Source organism: Halomonas sp. SCS19 (genome assembly GCF_040147015.1).
GTDB lineage: Bacteria > Pseudomonadota > Gammaproteobacteria > Pseudomonadales > Halomonadaceae > Halomonas > Halomonas litopenaei.
In genome coordinates this window covers 4,094,327-4,110,916 of the sequence record NZ_JAMSHN010000001.1, presented here as the reverse complement: position 1 = coordinate 4,110,916, position 16,590 = coordinate 4,094,327, and the positions used below count along the sequence as shown (strand labels likewise).

The 16,590-nt window shown below is 65.1% G+C and carries 17 protein-coding genes; all 17 read right to left on the bottom strand.

The features are described from left to right. Positions 1–138 precede the first annotated feature (138 nt). Positions 139–1,581: a phospholipase D-like domain-containing protein gene (locus tag NFH97_RS17785; protein ID WP_349625269.1), complete on the bottom strand. Its 1,443-nt coding sequence runs from the start codon at positions 1,579–1,581 to the stop codon at positions 139–141. Positions 1,582–1,750: 169 nt separating this feature from the next. Continuing rightward, on the bottom strand, positions 1,751–2,365 hold the full coding sequence (locus NFH97_RS17780; protein ID WP_108133082.1) for a HupE/UreJ family protein: 615 nt from the start codon (positions 2,363–2,365) through the stop codon (positions 1,751–1,753). Between the two features lie 56 nt (positions 2,366–2,421). Then, positions 2,422–3,072, bottom strand: coding sequence for an urease accessory protein UreG (gene ureG, locus NFH97_RS17775; RefSeq protein WP_045992492.1), 651 nt, complete (start codon positions 3,070–3,072; stop codon positions 2,422–2,424). A gap of 101 nt (positions 3,073–3,173) precedes the next feature. Further along, entirely contained in the window at positions 3,174–3,869 is a 696-nt protein-coding gene (locus NFH97_RS17770) for an urease accessory protein UreF (protein ID WP_108448796.1), read from the bottom strand. Beyond that, a complete protein-coding gene (gene ureE, locus NFH97_RS17765) occupies positions 3,869–4,510 on the bottom strand; it encodes an urease accessory protein UreE (protein WP_349625268.1) in 642 nt (213 codons plus the stop codon). The genes NFH97_RS17770 and ureE overlap by 1 nt, the downstream gene beginning before the upstream one ends. Positions 4,511–4,565: 55 nt before the next feature. Continuing rightward, positions 4,566–6,269 carry an urease subunit alpha gene (gene ureC / locus NFH97_RS17760; RefSeq protein WP_045992494.1) on the bottom strand — a complete coding sequence of 568 codons (1,704 nt, stop codon included), beginning with the start codon at positions 6,267–6,269 and terminating at the stop codon, positions 4,566–4,568. Next, complete coding sequence (locus tag NFH97_RS17755) at positions 6,266–6,619, bottom strand: urease subunit beta (RefSeq protein WP_213227080.1); 354 nt, start codon at positions 6,617–6,619, stop codon at positions 6,266–6,268. Before NFH97_RS17755 ends, ureC begins: the two co-directional genes overlap by 4 nt. Positions 6,620–6,693: 74 nt before the next feature. Next, a complete protein-coding gene (gene ureA, locus NFH97_RS17750) occupies positions 6,694–6,996 on the bottom strand; it encodes an urease subunit gamma (RefSeq protein WP_045992496.1) in 303 nt (100 codons plus the stop codon). A gap of 61 nt (positions 6,997–7,057) precedes the next feature. After that, positions 7,058–7,981: an urease accessory protein UreD gene (locus NFH97_RS17745; protein ID WP_349625267.1), complete on the bottom strand. Its 924-nt coding sequence runs from the start codon at positions 7,979–7,981 to the stop codon at positions 7,058–7,060. A gap of 256 nt (positions 7,982–8,237) precedes the next feature. After that, positions 8,238–8,936 carry an urea ABC transporter ATP-binding subunit UrtE gene (urtE, locus tag NFH97_RS17740; RefSeq protein ID WP_045992498.1) on the bottom strand — a complete coding sequence of 233 codons (699 nt, stop codon included), beginning with the start codon at positions 8,934–8,936 and terminating at the stop codon, positions 8,238–8,240. A 139-nt stretch (positions 8,937–9,075) separates the two neighbouring features. Then, positions 9,076–9,909 carry an urea ABC transporter ATP-binding protein UrtD gene (gene urtD / locus NFH97_RS17735; protein WP_045992499.1) on the bottom strand — a complete coding sequence of 278 codons (834 nt, stop codon included), beginning with the start codon at positions 9,907–9,909 and terminating at the stop codon, positions 9,076–9,078. Further along, the gene (urtC, locus tag NFH97_RS17730) at positions 9,906–11,081 is read right to left on the bottom strand and encodes an urea ABC transporter permease subunit UrtC (protein WP_349625266.1); all 1,176 of its coding nucleotides are present in this window, start codon (positions 11,079–11,081) and stop codon (positions 9,906–9,908) included. Before urtC ends, urtD begins: the two co-directional genes overlap by 4 nt. A gap of 3 nt (positions 11,082–11,084) precedes the next feature. Beyond that, positions 11,085–12,719: an urea ABC transporter permease subunit UrtB gene (gene urtB, locus NFH97_RS17725; protein ID WP_349625265.1), complete on the bottom strand. Its 1,635-nt coding sequence runs from the start codon at positions 12,717–12,719 to the stop codon at positions 11,085–11,087. 101 nt (positions 12,720–12,820) lie between these two features. Beyond that, positions 12,821–14,176 (bottom strand): urea ABC transporter substrate-binding protein, encoded by a 1,356-nt coding sequence (gene urtA, locus NFH97_RS17720; RefSeq protein ID WP_349625264.1) that lies wholly within the window; start codon positions 14,174–14,176, stop codon positions 12,821–12,823. 489 nt (positions 14,177–14,665) lie between these two features. Continuing rightward, positions 14,666–14,983 (bottom strand): type II toxin-antitoxin system RelE/ParE family toxin, encoded by a 318-nt coding sequence (locus tag NFH97_RS21245; RefSeq protein WP_502878703.1) that lies wholly within the window; start codon positions 14,981–14,983, stop codon positions 14,666–14,668. Positions 14,984–14,988: 5 nt separating this feature from the next. Beyond that, a complete protein-coding gene (locus tag NFH97_RS17715; RefSeq protein ID WP_108133072.1) occupies positions 14,989–15,258 on the bottom strand; it encodes a type II toxin-antitoxin system ParD family antitoxin in 270 nt (89 codons plus the stop codon). A 226-nt stretch (positions 15,259–15,484) separates the two neighbouring features. Further along, positions 15,485–16,570: an isocitrate/isopropylmalate dehydrogenase family protein gene (locus NFH97_RS17710; RefSeq protein WP_197037131.1), complete on the bottom strand. Its 1,086-nt coding sequence runs from the start codon at positions 16,568–16,570 to the stop codon at positions 15,485–15,487. Positions 16,571–16,590: the final 20 nt, after the last annotated feature.

The following is a 16,590-nucleotide window of genomic DNA, read 5'->3' as shown; positions in this document are numbered from 1 at the left end:
CTCGAAATTGTGTCAAATCGAGCGTCGGCCAGCGTGTGAAACATGGTCGCGGGGTGGCGGACTGTCAAGCTGGCCGGTCGAGGCACATCCTGCTCCCGCGTCGGTATCTCCACCGTCCTGCGCAGCCCACCAGCGAGGTCAGAAGGTGGACAGGCCGCTGGCCTCCATCAATCGATAGCGCCAGCCATCGAACCAGCCAGCCTCGTCCCGCGGCGCCCAGGCTCGGCTGGTTCGACGTCCGTCGCTCGAGTCCCAGCGCTGGTCGAACCAGGCGCCGATTTCGTCGATGGCGGCGACCCCTCGCCCTTTTAGCAAGACGCTGCTTTCAAGATTGAAGTCGTCGAGATTGCGTCGGGTCAGGTTGGCAGAGCCGAGAATCACGGCGTCCGCCAGCTCGTCCTTCGCCGAGCCCCTTCTCACCAACACCACCTTGCTGTGGCACTGCTCACCGTCGGTGACACACCAGCGCACCTGAACGCCCGCGTCCAACAGCTCTTCGGCCACCGGCTGATTGGGCAGGCCTCCCTTTTCGAAACCGAAGGCCTCACGATTCGGGTCAAGCAGCACCCGAACCGCCACCCCTCGCCCGCTGGCCTCCTTCAGCGCCTGGACCACCCCGCGGTGGGCGACGTAGAAAGCGGCGACATCCAGCCGATCGCCGGCGACGGTGTCATCGACCTGAGCAAGCACGGCGTCACGGATGGCGGCTTCGGTCAGCAGTTGCGCCATCGCGCCATCCGATGTTTCGGCCTCGGGCGCTGGCGGCTGCGATACCTCGACGCCGGACCAGGACGCCACCTCGGCCTCGGAGGCGATGACGTCATGGGCCACGGGGCCGTCGATCCTCAGCGCCACGTTGGAGTGCAGGCTACTGCCGTCGTGGGGATTGGCCGAGGTGATCAGTGTCGACCACCCTTCGGCGTGATCCACCGTCAGCGTCTTGCGATGATTGGCGCGAAAATTGAGCAGCGCCAGGTAGCTTCTCAGGGTCACCGGCTCGCCACCGAAGGCATTGGGCAGCCAGCCGCCGTCCGGATCGTTGCCAAGCCGATCCAGTCCCAGATGCCAAAGGCCTGACCACAGCGGGTTGGAGGCGCGCAGGCGATCGAGACGGGTGATGGCAAGCTCGACCCCCGCCGCCTCGAGGCGCTGATAGAGTGGCACCCGCTGGCCTCCATAGAGAGTATTCAGGGGGTCGGTGATCACCACCACTCGCGGCGACGGCTGGCGTTGGCGGGCGGCGATCAGCGCATCGGCAAGGCGTTCGGCCAAGGGCAGAAAGTCGCCCCCGCCGCTGCCTTCGAGGCGATTGAACAGGAACATGTCGACGACGATCAGCCGGCGGGCACCCTCGATCATGGTGACCGCTTCGTCAAAGATGTGCTGATCAAGATGACGGCGGCCACCCTCGTCATACCAGGTTCGATCGGCGAGAAATTCGACCTCGCCCACTGGCCGCTCGGGCCAGGCCTTGCCGACGTTTTCCGGTAGTGGCTTGATACTCTGCCACAGCCCCATCCCCGCCCAGGCGACCAGCAGTACTGCCCCGCTCCATTTGATCGTGCGTCCCAGCCTGGCCATAGCGTCCTCTTGGCGAATTCATCCGTGGCGCACGAGCATAGCCCAAAACGTTTCACCCACACACGTACCCGTCTCCGCCGTCGCAGGCGGGACGATGCAGCAGCCTCAAACGCTCGCGCCCGGCACAGGGCCGGGCGCGAGAGACCATCGACGGTCAGTGGGAGATCGCTCAGCTCAGCGCCAGCACCCCACCGCAGACCGCGATGGCGGCGCCGAGGGCACGCACCAGGCGCTGTTCACGGCTGGCCAGCCAGCCACCCAGCACCCGCGCCAGCATGGTGATGGCAAGCGTCGAGGCCGAAAAGCCCACCACGTAGGCGACGAGTGAGGCGGCTGCGGGCATCTCGGCGCCGTGGGCGATGCCATGCATCGTCATCAGGGCGATCACCAGGCCTCCGCCAAGCGCTGCCGGCAGACGCATCAGCGCCGCCACCATGACCCCGGCGATCAGCACCGACAGGGCAATTCCCCCTTCCACACCGGGCAAGGCGCCGGCGGGAAGCGCGCCGGACAGCGCCAGACCAGCCCCGGCCAGCATGCCAGCCAGTGCCATCAGCGGGGTAAAGCGTCGCATGGCTGCCCCCTGCCCCAGACTCCACAGGCCAATAGCCGCCATCGCCAGCAGGTGATCGAGCCCCAACCAGGGATGCATCAGGCCGGCGGCAAGGCCGCCATGCTCGACGCCGTGGCCGGGGTGCGCCAGCGCCAGCGGTGCGACAAGGCCAGCGGCCATGGCGCCGGCGATCGCCAGGGAACGGGAAGAAACACGAGAACGCTGTGTCATGACAGACTCCTTGTTGACTGAGAACGCAACGCTTCGGCTGCGTGGTAACGGGCGATTCAGGCTTCCACTGCCTCGGCTCGCCGGTCGGGCAACATGCCCCGCTCGAGAATGAAACCGATGATGGTGTCGAGACCGACGCCGTCATACAGATTGGTGAAGACGAAAGGACGTTCGCCACGCATCTTGCGCGAGTCACGGTCCATCACCTCCAGCGAAGCATGCACCTGCTCGGCAATGTCGATCTTGTTGATGATCAACAGATCCGACTTGGTGATGCCCGGCCCGCCCTTGCGCGGGATCTTGTCACCCGCGGAGACGTCGATGACGTAGAGCGTCAGGTCCGACAGCTCAGGACTGAAGGTGGCCGACAGGTTGTCGCCGCCGGACTCCACCAGCACCAGTTCGAGCCCAGGATGGCGGCGGTGCAGCTCGTCGATGGCCGCCAGGTTCATCGAGGCGTCCTCGCGGATCGCGGTGTGCGGACAGCCGCCGGTTTCGACGCCGAGGATGCGATCCGGCGACAGCGCCTCGTTGCGGGTCAGGAAGTCGGCGTCTTCCTTGGTGTAGATGTCGTTGGTCACCACGGCGATATCGTAGTGATCACGCAGGGCCCGACACAGCTGCTTGAGCAGCGCCGTCTTGCCCGAGCCCACCGGGCCGCCCACGCCGACGCGCAGGCACTGGGAGGGAGTGGTTGAAGTGGTCATGGTGTTCTCCTGCCTGTCATGTAAGGCCATTCCCCGACGTGTCGAAGACCGGAGAATGGCGCCGTCGATACCCCGGTATCGATGGCATCGTTGTCACTCGCTCAGCTGCGAAACAGCCGCGAGTACTGGGTTTCGTGCAGGCCGCTGGCCAGGGCGAGCCCCGGCAGCGCCGGCCCCATGTCGTCATCGTCGATGATCAGGGCACGCCCCACCGCCTCGACCAGCGCCGGACGCAGCCGCTCGACCAGTCGCTGGGCCGCGGTATGCCCGAGCGGCAGCGCCTTGCAGGCTGCCGCCAGCTGGTTCTCGAGCCAGGCCCAGGCAAAGCCCAGCATGGCCTGGCGCGGCGGCAACCCGCGGGCTACCGCCAGGGCGCTGAAGGCGGTCACATAGCCAGGCTCGTCAGGCAACCCGGCTTCGGGCGCCAGCCCCAGGCTGCGCATCAGGCGCACCAGCGACGCGCCCAGCTGGCGATCCTCCTCGCGCAGCTCTCGGGTCTCGCGTACCGCCCCCAGCCAGCAGTCCCAATGCGCCACCCTATCCTCGTCGCCCTGCTGCCAGGCCTCGACGAGTCGCGCCAGGGCAGGCAGTTCCGCCACCGCCAGGCCATCCTCCAGCACGCCCTCGAGCCAGTCGCCAAGACTCTTTTCATCGTGAACCCAGCCCAGTTCGAAGGCGCTCTCGAGCCCCTGGGACCAGGCGAAGGCGCCGATCGGCAACGCCGGGCTGACCAGCTGCAGCAGCCCCAGCAGGGCCAGATCATCGTGCGCCTGTGACGCAGACTCGATCCCGGCCATCAGGTGATCCCCTGAGCGTGGCTGTGTGAGGAGCCATGTGAGGAGCCATGTGAAGAGCCATGTGGCGAGCCGTGTGAATGGTCATGCCCGTGCGAATGCCCGTGCCCATGGTCATGGTCATGAGAATCGCTGTGCGAATGACCATGCGAATGCCCACCCATGGTGTAGGCGCCCGGCTCGGGATCAAACGGCGCCTGGTGGTGCTCGAGCCGCGCACCAAGCCGCTCGGCCAGCTCTTCCAGCACATGGTCCGGCGCAAAGCGCACGTAGCAGCAGGCGTCACCCTGGTACTCGCCCTCGCCGATACCGAGGGTCACGTGGCGGTTGCCCAGGTGGTAGCACAACCGAGCCAACGCAAGGCCGGCGTCCGGCCCCGGCGCTACCCAGGCGGTAACCACCGGTTCCGGCGCAGCGATGACCCGGACGCGGCTGCCGTCCTCGGCCTGAAGACCGTCGCCGTGGCGCAGCACCGGACCGCGTTCGAGAAACAGACCCGCCGCACGCCCGCTGTCCAGGGTCACCCGCAGGCGCCCCTTGATGCGATCGTCGTAGCTCAGGGTCAGGGTGTCCTGGACGCCGTCTTGCCCATCGCCGACGGGCAACGGCCCGAGCCGGCGGGTCAGCGACAATAGCGAACTCATGGATGACTCCTTGGTACTGTCAGCGGCACTGTCGAAAACCGTCATCATCGCTGACTCAAAAAAGGTGATAGCGCTGGGCCAACGGCAGCACGTCCAGCGGTTCACAGGTCAGAAGCTCGCCATCGCAGGTGACCTCGTAGGTCTGGGCGTCGACCTTGAGATCCGGGCAACGGTCATTGAGCTTCATGTCGCCCTTGCGCACCGCACGCACATCCCGGCAAGCCACCAGGCGGCTTTGAAGCCCCAGCCGATCCTTGAGCCCCGCATCCAGCGCGGCCTGAGAGACAAAGCTCACCCGGGTCGCCGCGGCGGCCTGGCCCAGCGCCCCGAACATCGGACGGTAGTGCACCGGCTGGGGTGTCGGGATAGAGGCATTGGGGTCGCCCATGGGGGCCATGGCGATCATTCCCCCCTTGAGCACCAGCGCCGGCTTGACGCCGAAGAAGGCCGGATCCCACAGCACCAGGTCAGCAAGCTTGCCCACCTCGACAGAACCGATCTCATCGGCCAGGCCGTGGGTGATGGCGGGGTTGATGGTGTACTTGGCCACATAGCGGCGGGCACGCAGGTTGTCGGCGCCACGTTCTTGATCTTCCGGCAGTAAACCACGCTGCACCTTCATCTTGTGAGCGGTCTGCCAGGTCCTGCACACCACCTCACCGACGCGTCCCATGGCCTGCGAATCCGAGGCGATCATCGAGATGACGCCGAGGTCATGCAGGATGTCCTCGGCGGCGATGGTCTCGCGGCGAATGCGCGAATCGGCGAAAGCCACGTCCTCGGGAATGTTGGGGTCGAGGTGATGACATACCATCAGCATGTCCAGGTGCTCGTCGACGGTGTTGACCGTGTAGGGCCGGGTCGGGTTGGTCGACGACGGCAGCACATAGTCCTTCGAGCAGGCGGTGATGATGTCCGGTGCGTGGCCGCCCCCGGCGCCCTCGGTATGGTAGGTATGGATGCCGCGCTGCTTGAACGCCGCCAGGGTGTCCTCGACGAAACCGGACTCGTTGAGGGTGTCGGTGTGGATCGCGATCTGAACGTCGTAGCGCTCGGCCACGCTCAGGCAGGTATCGATGGAGGCCGGGGTGGTACCCCAGTCCTCGTGCAGCTTGAGCCCCATGGCGCCCGCTTCGATCTGGGCCTCCAGCGCCTCAGGCAGGCTGGCGTTGCCCTTGCCGAGCAGACCGATGTTCATCGGCAGGCTGTCGCAGGCCTTGAGCATCTGATGGATGTGCCAGGCCCCCGGCGTGCAGGTGGTGGCGTTCGATCCGGTGGCAGGCCCGGTACCGCCCCCCAGCATGGTGGTGATGCCGCTGGCCAGGGCCTCGTCCACCAGCTGCGGACAGATGAAGTGCACGTGGGCGTCGATGGCGCCGGCGGTGAGGATCTTGCCCTCGCCGGCAATGACCTCGGTGCCGGGTCCGATCACGATGGTGACGTCCGGCTGGGTGTCTGGATTGCCGGCCTTGCCGATGGCGGCGATGCGCCCCGCCTGGAGGCCCACGTCGGCCTTGACGATGCCCCACCAGTCAAGGATCAGGGCATTGGTGATGACGGTGTCCATCACCGTCTGGTCGAGACGCTGGCTCTGCCCCATACCGTCACGAATGACCTTGCCACCACCGAACTTGACCTCGTCGCCGTAGTGGGTGGCGTCCTTCTCTACCTCGATCCACAGCTCGGTGTCTCCCAGGCGCACCCGGTCGCCGACGGTGGGGCCATAGATGTCGGCATAAGCCTGACGACTGATCTTCATCGGGCGTCCTCCTGACCGCTGTCGCCGCTGTGCGCGCCCGCATCGTCCAGCGCGCCCATGACTTCACCGCGAAAGCCGTAGATGTGACGACGTCCGGCGAAGCTCACCAGGGTGACCTCACGGCTCTGCCCCGGCTCGAAGCGCACCGCGCTGCCGGCGGCCACGTCCAGACGAAAGCCCCGCGCCCTGTCGCGATCGAACGCCAGTGCCGGGTTGGTCTCGGCGAAGTGATAGTGGGATCCGACCTGAATCGGTCGATCTCCGCGATTGGCCACCTCCAGCGTGACCCTGTCGCGACCCTCGCACAGGGCGATGTCACCGTCCTTCAGTTGGTATTCTCCGGGGATCATCCCGCGCCCTCCCTATTGGTATCAGCCTATGAGCCTGTCGCGTCGCCCCCGGATCAAGCCGGGGCCTGGCAACCTCACGAGATCGGGTTGTGCACCGTCACCAGCTTGGTGCCGTCGGGAAAGGTGGCCTCGACCTGCACCTCGTCGACCATTTCCGCCACCCCTTCCATTACCTCGTCACGCCCCAGTATCTGGCGCCCTCGGCTCATCATCTCGGCCACACTCAGGCCTTCCCGGGCACCCTCCATGATCTCGCAGCTGATCAAGGCCACCGCCTCGGGATAGTTCAGCTTGAGCCCCTTGGCGCGTCGCCGCTCGGCCACCAGGCCAGCGGTAAACAGCAGAAGCTTGTCCTTGTCACGCGGTGTCAGCTCCATCCTTTCATCCTCGATGTTGGTCAGGGTGGCCAGGGGTCGCCTGTCCCGCCCGGCATGACATTCAGGTAAACCAGATGCGCGGCACACAGGCCTCGCGATCCATCAGCATCGGACGCAGCAACGTCCAAGCCGCCTCGCACAGCGACCAGGCCTCGCGCCGCGAGTGACCGAGGTAGCGCAGCAGCAGGACGCCATCACGTACGGTGACGGCCCAGCGCTCGGCTTCACCAGCGCCGGGACTGCCGGCAAGGTCATTCCCTCCCTGCCCCAACCCTTGGCGCAGACGTTCGATCGCCGCGGACTCGTCTTCGAGCCCGACCGCCCACAGGGTTGCCTGAACGCTGCACCCTCGCTGCCCCCAGGCGCCGTGAAAACGACGATGGTCAGGGTCGAGGGGCTGGCGCTCGATCCACAGTGGTCGTCCGTCCCGGGATAACCGGAAGCGCTGTTCGAGGTGGCCGCTGGCAAACGGCAGGTCACTGGCCGGCCGGCCCAGCGCCAGCACCTCCCAGCCCAGGCAGCGGGCGCTGCCGGAAAGCTCGATCTCGGTGGCCTGCACCCCTCGCGAGCCGTCGAAGGCGATGGTTTCCTGGGGCAACCACTCGAGCAGCCCGCCCTCCTCGACCACCAGACGAGTGCGCTGGGACCAGGCCACGGCGTTGCGGTCGGCCCGATACAGCTTGTTGGCCGCCGGTGTGGTCAGCAGCGCCCGCGCCCCCGCGCCCACCCGCGCCTGGATATCCAGGATATCGCCGCTGACCAGGCCCCCCGGGGGATGCAGCAGATAGACGTGGCAGGTGCCGTCGCGGCCTTCGGGATAGAAGGGACGCTGCACCCGCAGGGGACCGCGATGATCCACTCGATAGAGGCGAGTGGCCTGGCCATCATGGCGAAAGCCGAGATCGAGGCTGGCCTCCCAGCGCCGTCCCGCGTCGAAGCGATGGCCGTGCCGATCGGTCAAATCCTGTGTTGTCTGCGCGCTCATGGCTCTCCCGGGCGGTCCGTCGAGTCGGCGTGGCAAGCGAAAGTAAAAAAGGCCACCACCATTGCCCAATCAAGGTGCAAGCCCCGTACCAGCTTCTCAAATCTCTATTTTTCTACTTATTTTTCAATTTCTTATAAAACAGCCAAGGGTTGCACCAGAGAAAAGCACGCCTTTGGTCGCGCACAACAAAAGTGCGCAACCTTACGATTGCGCACCATTGATGTGCAGCGATTCATCCTGATTGACGCGCTACCGCTCAGACGGTCAGGTAGCGCTTCACCACGGCGTCGTCGAGCTCACCGATATCACCGACGGCGACTCTCCGCCCGCGATCGAGGATGGCGAAGTGGTCGGCGAAGCGACGGGCAAAGGGCAGTTTCTGCTCCACCAGCAGCACGGTCAGCCCATCATCGGCGATCAACCGACGGATGACTTCGCCGATCTGGGCGACGATATTGGGCTGGATGCCCTCCCCCGGCTCGTCGAGGATCAACAGCTTCGGCTCGATCACCAGGGCGCGCCCGATCGCCAGCTGCTGCTGCTGACCGCCGGACAAATCGCCGCCCCGCCGGTGACGCATCTCCTTGAGCACCGGGAACAGCTCATAGATGCGTTCAGGCACCTGGCGCAGGCCATCACCACGGGCGGCAAGGCCAGTGCGCAGATTCTCCTCCACCGTCATCAGCGGAAAAATCTGGCGTCCCTGGGGCACATAGCCCACGCCCAGGCGTGAGCGATCCTCGAGGCGACGCTTCTCCAGCGCGACACCGTCGGCGTAGTGAAGCTCACCGCCGGTGATCGGCACCTCGCCCATGATCGCCTTCATCAGGGTGGTCTTGCCGACGCCATTGCGACCCAGCACGCAGGTACAGGCCGCCCTGGGCACGTCGAGATCGAGATCCCACAGGGTGTGGCTCTCGCCATAGAACTGATTGAGCCCGCGAATGCTCAGCATCGATCCACCTCCTTGCCCATCTCCTGCACCCACCGGCCGCAGACCTTCGCCCACAGCGTGGCCAGCCTGCCGCGGGATGCGCTGTCCGCCCAGTACAGCGCTCTTACCGAAGGCTGTTGAGGTACTCGCTCCAGTCCGATCATGCCGCCTCCTCGTCGCCACCCAGGTAGACCTCGATCACCCTGGGGTCGCTTGCCACCTTGTCCATACTGCCCTCGGCCAGCACCGAGCCCTGATGCAGCACCGTTACAGTGCGGGCGATCGAACGCACAAAGCCCATGTCGTGCTCCACCACCACCACCGAGTGCTTGCCGGCGAGGCTCAATAACAGCTCTGCGGTACGCTCCATCTCCTGCTCGGTCATCCCCGCCACCGGCTCGTCGACCAGCAACAGTCGAGGGCGCTGCATCAACAGCATGCCGATCTCGAGCCACTGCTTCTGTCCGTGGGACAGGATGCCCGCCTGGCGGCGACTGAGCGACGCCAGGCCCACCGTCTCGAGCACCTCCTCGATTCGCGCCAGCACCTCCCCGGTCATGCGCGCCTTGAGCGTCGGCCACAGACTCTTGTCCATGGCCATCGCCAGCTCGAGGTTCTCGAACACCGTCAGCGCCTCGAACACCGTGGGCTTCTGGAACTTGCGCCCGATGCCGAGCCGGGCGATCTCCGGCTCGTTCTTGGTCAACAGGTTGTGGCGGCTGCCGAACCACACGCTACCCTGATCCGGGCGCGTCTTGCCGGTGATGATGTCCATCATGGTGGTCTTGCCGGCACCGTTGGGGCCGATGATGCAGCGCAGTTCGCCGTCGTCGATGGTCAGGTTGAGATCATTGATGGCCTTGAAGCCGTCGAAGCTCACCGACACGTCCTCGAGATAGAGAATCGGGCCGTGGCGCACGTCGACCGGCGATTGTTCCGGGACCAGGAAGTCGAAGACCCGATCGCGATCGGCCAGGCTCTGAAGAAAGCTCATGGGGTGGCCTCCCTGGGGGTTGCATCCAGCGTGTCGGTTGGCGTGTCGGTTGGCGTGTCACTGTCATCGTCGCTGCCTTGCTGGCGAGAGCGTGACAAAAGCCCGGCGATGCCCTGGGGCAGCAGCACCGTCACCAGCACGAACAGCGCACCGAGCGCGAACAGCCAGGCCTCCGGCATCACCCCGGTGAACACGCTCTTGGCGTAGTTCACCGCCAGCGCACCGATCACCGCGCCATAGAGGGTGGCACGGCCACCCAGGGCCACCCACACCACCACCTCGATGGAGAACAGTGGCGAGAACTCGCTGGGGTTGATGATGCCCACCTGGGGCACATAGAGCGCGCCGGCGACCCCAGCCAGCATGGCCGAGACGACGAACACGAAGAGCTGATAGCGCTCCACCCGGTAGCCGAGAAAGCGGGTGCGGGACTCGGCGTCGCGCACCGCCACGCAGACCCGCCCAAGCTTGCTGACCACGATGGCTCGACACAGCAGGAAACCCAGCGCCAGCGCTACGCCGGATGCGATAAACAGCCCCAGTCGTGTGGCGTCGGCGGACAGGTCGAAGCCCAGCAGTTCCTTGAAGTCGGTCAGGCCGTTGTTGCCGCCAAAGCCCATCTCGTTGCGGAAGAACGCCAGCATCAGCGCAAAGGTCAGCGCCTGGGTGATGATCGACAGGTAGACCCCGGTGACCCGCGAACGGAACGCCAGGAAGCCGAACACCAGCGCCAGCAGGCCCGGCGCCAGCAGCACCATCGCAAAGGCAAAACCGGCCATGTCGAAGCCAAGCCAGTACCAGGGCAGGCTGTCCCAGTCGAGGAACACCATGAAGTCCGGCAGCAGCGGATCGCCGTAGACACCGCGGTCACCGATCTGGCGCATCAGGTACATGCCCATGGCGTAGCCGCCGAGGGCGAAGAAGGCGCCATGGCCCAGGCTGAGAATCCCCAGGTAACCCCAGACAAGATCCACCGCCACCGCCAGCAGCGCGTAGCACAGGTACTTGCCCAGCAAGGTAACGGTATAAGTGGAGACGTGCAGCGGGTGTTCCGGCGCCAGCAGCAGATTTGCCGCCACCACCAGCGCCATGGTGGCACCGAGCACCGCCAGGAAGATCAGAGTCGACCGCTCGCCGAACGGGCGAGCCAGCCATAGTCGGGATGATGGCATCGCTCAGCCCTCCGCCGCGCGGCCCTTCTGGGGAAAGAGTCCCCTCGGGCGCTTTTGAATGAACAGAATGATGAACACCAGCACCAGGATCTTGGCCAGTACCGCCCCGGCCCAGGGCTCCAGCACCTGATTGATCACCCCCAGCGAGAGCCCCGCCACCAGGGTGCCCCACAGATTGCCTACCCCGCCGAACACCACCACCATGAAGGAGTCGATGATGTAGTTCTGGCCGAGGTTGGGACCGACGTTGGTGAGCTGTGACAGCGCCACCCCCGCTAGGCCAGCCACCCCCGACCCCAGCGCGAAGGTCAGGATGTCGACGCGGGTCGCGCGAATGCCCATGGAGCGTGCCATGGCACGGTTCTGGGTTACCGCCCGTACCTCCAGTCCCAGCCGGGTGCGGCGCATCACCAGCATCAGGGCGGCAAACACCAGGATGGCGAAGCCGAGCACATAGAGGCGATTGAGGGTCAGCGACAGCGCCTCGTTGATCACCAGCGAGCCGCTCATCCACTCGGGCGTCACCACGGTACGGTTGAGCGGTGAGATCAGGGTGCGCACCAGCTGCTGCAGGATCAGGCTGACGCCGAAGGTCGCCAGCAGGGTTTCCAGCGGACGCCCCTTGAGGAACTGGATGACGCCTCGCTCGATGGCCACGCCCACCAGCGCCGCCACCAGAAAGCCCGCCGGAATCGCCAGCAGCAGCGCAAGCCCCGGCTGCCCCGGCAACAGCTGCTGCATCGCCCAGGTGGTGTAGGCCCCCAGCATGATCAGCTCGCCGTGGGCCATGTTGATCACCCCCATGACGCCGAAGGTGATAGCCAGGCCGATCGCCGCCAGTACCAGCACCGAGCCCAGCGACAGGCCGAAGTAGAGCGTCTCGGCGGCACGGTTGAGCTTGAGCGCCTGCTCGCTTTCGGCAAGCGCGGCCTGGGCAGCTTCCGCCAGCGCCACGTCGTCGCTGCGGCTGGCCTGCATCAGCGCGGCCCTGGCCTGGCCATTGAGGCTGCCGGACAGCGCCTCGACCGCCGCGACGTCCCCCTGTTCGACCCGTGCGATGGCGATGGCCTGCTCCAGGGTCGCGGCCACCTCGGGGTCGCTCTCGGCGGCGGCCAGCTCGCTCAGCGACTCGACGGCCTCGGCCTCGACCTCGCCCAGCAGATCCCGCGCCGCCGCCAGCCGCTGGGCAGGGTCGTCGACACGCAGGTCGATCAGCGCCAGGGTGCTGTCCAGATAGCCCCTGAGACTGTTGTTGATGGAGACGCGGTCGAGCTCGCGGCGCGATATTTCGCCCGCCGGCTCCAGCGTCAGGGCGTCGGCCACGGGCCAGTTGCGACCGCGATTTTCCAGTACCACGACGATAGCGCCGCTGTCCTTGACGCGGGCGAGCTTGCCTTCGGCAAAGCTCTCGAGCCAGCGCCGGGCGCGCTCGTCACCGCTCTCGGCGATGGCGTCGATGGCCGCTTCCTTGTCGCGGAAGCTGGACTCGGCCAGCGCCGACAACAGCGCTGGCCCCTGGTCGGAAGAAGCGGCCTTAGAAGCGCCGGCGTCCTGAGCCCAAGCCTGGCCCAGCCCCAGGGCGACGAGGCAAAGCAGCACCAGCGCGCTCAGCCAGTGACGACCTGCAATTAAATTCATGGTGAGGTCCCTTGAGACACCCGGGTGCCGACGGCACCACGGGCAGGGTTGGCGTGATCCGGGCCGGTGCGCCGTGCGCACCGGCCCCTTGTCGTTATGTTCTATTCGCTGGAGGCGACGTCTGAGCCACCACCGCAGCTACCCTGCACCACGTTGTAGTTGCCGCACTCAAGCGGAGCACGCCAGTCGCTGATCAGATCGCGGGAGCCTTCCAGATAGTCGGACCAGGCGTCGCCGGCCACGGTGGACGGGGTCTGCCACACCACCGAGAACTGGCCGTTGTCCTGGATCTCGCCGATCAGCACCGGCTTGGTGATGTGGTGGTTGGGCATCATGGTGGCGTAGCCACCGGTGAGATTGGGCACCGACACACCGATGATCGCTTCCTTGACCGCATCTACATCGGTGGTCTCAGCCTTGCGCACCGCCTCGGCCCACATGTTGAAGCCGATATAGTGGGCTTCCATGGGGTCGTTGGTGACGGCGTTGTCGTCGCCGGTGTAGTCGTACCAAGCGTCGATGAAGTCGTAGTTGACGTCTTCATCCACGCTCATGAAGTAGTTCCAGGCCGCCAGGTGGCCGACCAGCGGCGCGGTGTCGAGACCGGACAGCTCCTGCTCGCCCACCGAGAAGGCCACCACCGGGATGTCCGAGGCCTCGACGCCCTGGTTGGCCAGCTCCCGGTAGAAGGGCACGTTGGCGTCGCCATTGATGGTGGAGACCACCGCCGTCTTCTTGCCGGCACCACCGAACTGCTTGATCTCGGAGACGATGTTCTGCCAGTCGGAGTGACCGAAGGGGGTGTAGTTGACCATGATGTCCTCGTCGGCCACGCCCTGTGATTTCAGGTAGGCTTCGAGGATCTTGTTGGTCGTGCGCGGATAGACATAGTCGGTACCGGCCAGCACCCAGCGCTCAACACCGACCTCGTTCATCAGGTAGTCCACCGCAGGAATCGCCTGCTGGTTGGGCGCAGCGCCGGTGTAGAAGACGTTTTCGGAGGATTCCTCGCCTTCGTACTGCACCGGATAGAACAGCAGACCGTTGAGCTCCTCGACCACCGGCAGCACCGACTTGCGCGACACCGAGGTCCAGTTGCCGAAGATCACGTCGACCTCTTCCTGCGCCAGCAGCTCGCGGGCCTTCTCGGCAAACAGCGGCCAGTTGGAAGCCGGGTCCACCACCACCGGCTCGAGCTCGCGGCCGAGCAGGCCACCCGCTTCGTTCTGCTGCTCGATCAGCATCAGCATGGTGTCTTTCAGGGTCGATTCGCTGATCGCCATGGTGCCGGACAGGGAATGCAGGATACCGACCTTGATCGGGTCCTCCTGGGCCAGCGCCGGTGCGGCGATGGCCAGCGACAGCGTGGACACGGCCAGGCTGGCCAGCGCCTTTTTAGAAAGCGCCTTGGAACGGTGGGCACAAACCTGCGTAGAAGACATCGAAGCGGTGGGCATGGGAAACCTCCAGGGGTTGCCTTGTCGTTGTGATGGACCATCGTCGAGAGGGAGCCAAACGGTTCAGGTAAAACCGCTGTATCGCTCAGGCCTGACGTCTTGCGACGTCGACCTCCATCACCACTTCAAGCAAGTCCCATGCCAGCCATATAAAACATTTATAAATTCCGACATTACGTCGGCCAGGACGGGGGCTTACCCACCCCGCCTTGCGCCACAGGAGAGCATCTCGCGCCACAGGAGCGCACCATTGCACCATGCATGGTGCACTTCGCTCCCCCGCCCCCTACTTCTGCACCACCACAGCGCCAAGCACCGGTGCACCCCGCAACGGCCGGCACCAGAAAGAGGCGCTCCTTATCGAGGCGCCTCACTTGCAGGGCTCAGCATGACGGCAGCGGCGAGTACAAGTGTTCCGAGCGCAGCCACCTTTCATAGACACACGGGGGGTGTCTGTTCGGAAGGCAAATGGGAGTCGATATGAAAACATCACCGAGACAAGGCACGTAGCCATGCGTCCACATTCATCCGTTCGTGGAAGACTTCGACAAGTTCGAGTGTCTCGTCCGTCTCGCGCAGGATCAGATAGTGTCGACCTTCACGGAAGTAGCGAAGGTGAGATTCATGGCCAGCAGTGCTCGATAGTGTCGAGCATGGCCTGGGATGGGGCGGATGTCCCGCCGCCAGGGATTCAAGGCGGTGAACAAGTTGTGCCGTATACCGCTCGGCTCTCGCCTCGCCGAATTCCGATAGGGTCCAACGAAGAATATCTTTCAGGCTTGCAAGTGCCGCCGGCGCATAAATCAATCACGTCAAGAAGCATCGCCAGTTCGAGCAGCCTCGAGAACACTACCCAGAACTTTTCGTGGATCACCGGTTACACCTTCTCCACGATCAAGCTGCTCAAGCGCGACACCTATTCGAGAGCCGATGAGCGCAATCTCACGACGTTCCTTGAGTGCACGCAACCCCGCTCGTAGCACTTCGCTGGCATTGGCGTAATCCCCAGAGGCCACCAGTTCGTCGATAAAACCATCTAGTTCAGGCGTGAGCGCCACGTTTCGAGCATGATTGGCCGGCATACGCCCTCCTATTGACCAGAATACATCTGGTGCAAGATTGGCCAGGGGTGGCCAGATTAGCCACCCCTGGAACCCGACCAGGACCGTCTGCGCGACCGACGTCTCTCGCAACACTTGGCGCGCACTACCTTGAAGACATCGAACCTGAACCGGACTGGGTGTCCCGCCATGTGCCCCCTTGGGACCCGACACAGGGCCAAGCACCAGACCGTTTCATCGACAAGGCTTAGCCCTCGAGCTGTCGCAGCACCTGTTCGGTAAAGGCGCTGCAGCCGGTATCGCCGCCGAATTCCCGGGGCCGATACCGGCCATCGGACAGTACGCCGTCCACCGCTTGACGCAACCGACCGGCGGCGTCAGACAAACGATCGTCGGCGTGCTCCACCGCCAGCCATTCGAGCATCATGGCCCCGGACAACAGGGTGGCGATGGGGTTGGCGGCGTCCTGCCCGGCGATATCCGGGGCGCTGCCGTGGGCCCCCTGGAACAGACCGTGGCGATCGCCCAGTTCGGCAGACGGCGACACCCCCATCCCGCCGACGGTGGCCGCCCCCAGGTCCGAGATGATGTCACCGAACAGATTCTCGGCAACGATCACGTCATAGAAGTCCGGGCGCTTGACCAAGTGCACCGTCATGGCGTCAACGTAGGCATAGTCGAGTTCGACGTCGTTGAACTCGGCGCCTACCTCGTCGCATACCCGACGGAAGAAGGCGTAGCTTCTGAGGATGTTGGCCTTGTCGCAGACGGTGAGCCGCCGCTTGCCGTCCTTCGGTGCGCCCTGACGTCGCCGTGACAGCTCTAGGGCGAAGCGCGCGACTCGCTCGGTGCCCTTGCGGGTGATCACCAGGCTGTCGCTGGCCATCTCGTCTCGCAGCACCACCCCGGCGCCGCGGCTGGCGTAGAGGCCTTCGGTGTTCTCGCGCACGATGACATAGTCGATGGTACCGGGCTGATGGTGTCTCAGCGGCGACTCGACCCCGGGCAGCAGGCGGATCGGACGCACGTTAGCGTAAAGGTCCAGTCCGAAGCGCAGCTTGAGGTGCAGGTCGTTGCCCACCTCGGTACCGTCGTCGTAGGTCACCCCCGGCAGCCCGGCGGCTCCATGCAGGATGGCGTGACTGGCCCGACAGGCGTCCAGCGTCGACTGGGGCAGCACCTCGCCGGTCTTGTCATAGTGCCCCGCTCCACCGTCGAGCCAGTCGAAACGCAGCACGTCGCTACCCAGCAGCGCTTGCAGTACCTGCACCGTGGCGCCCGCCACCTCCGGGCCAATACCGTCACCAGCGATAGTGGCAATTCGATAACTCACAGAGATTCCCTCGTCTTGTT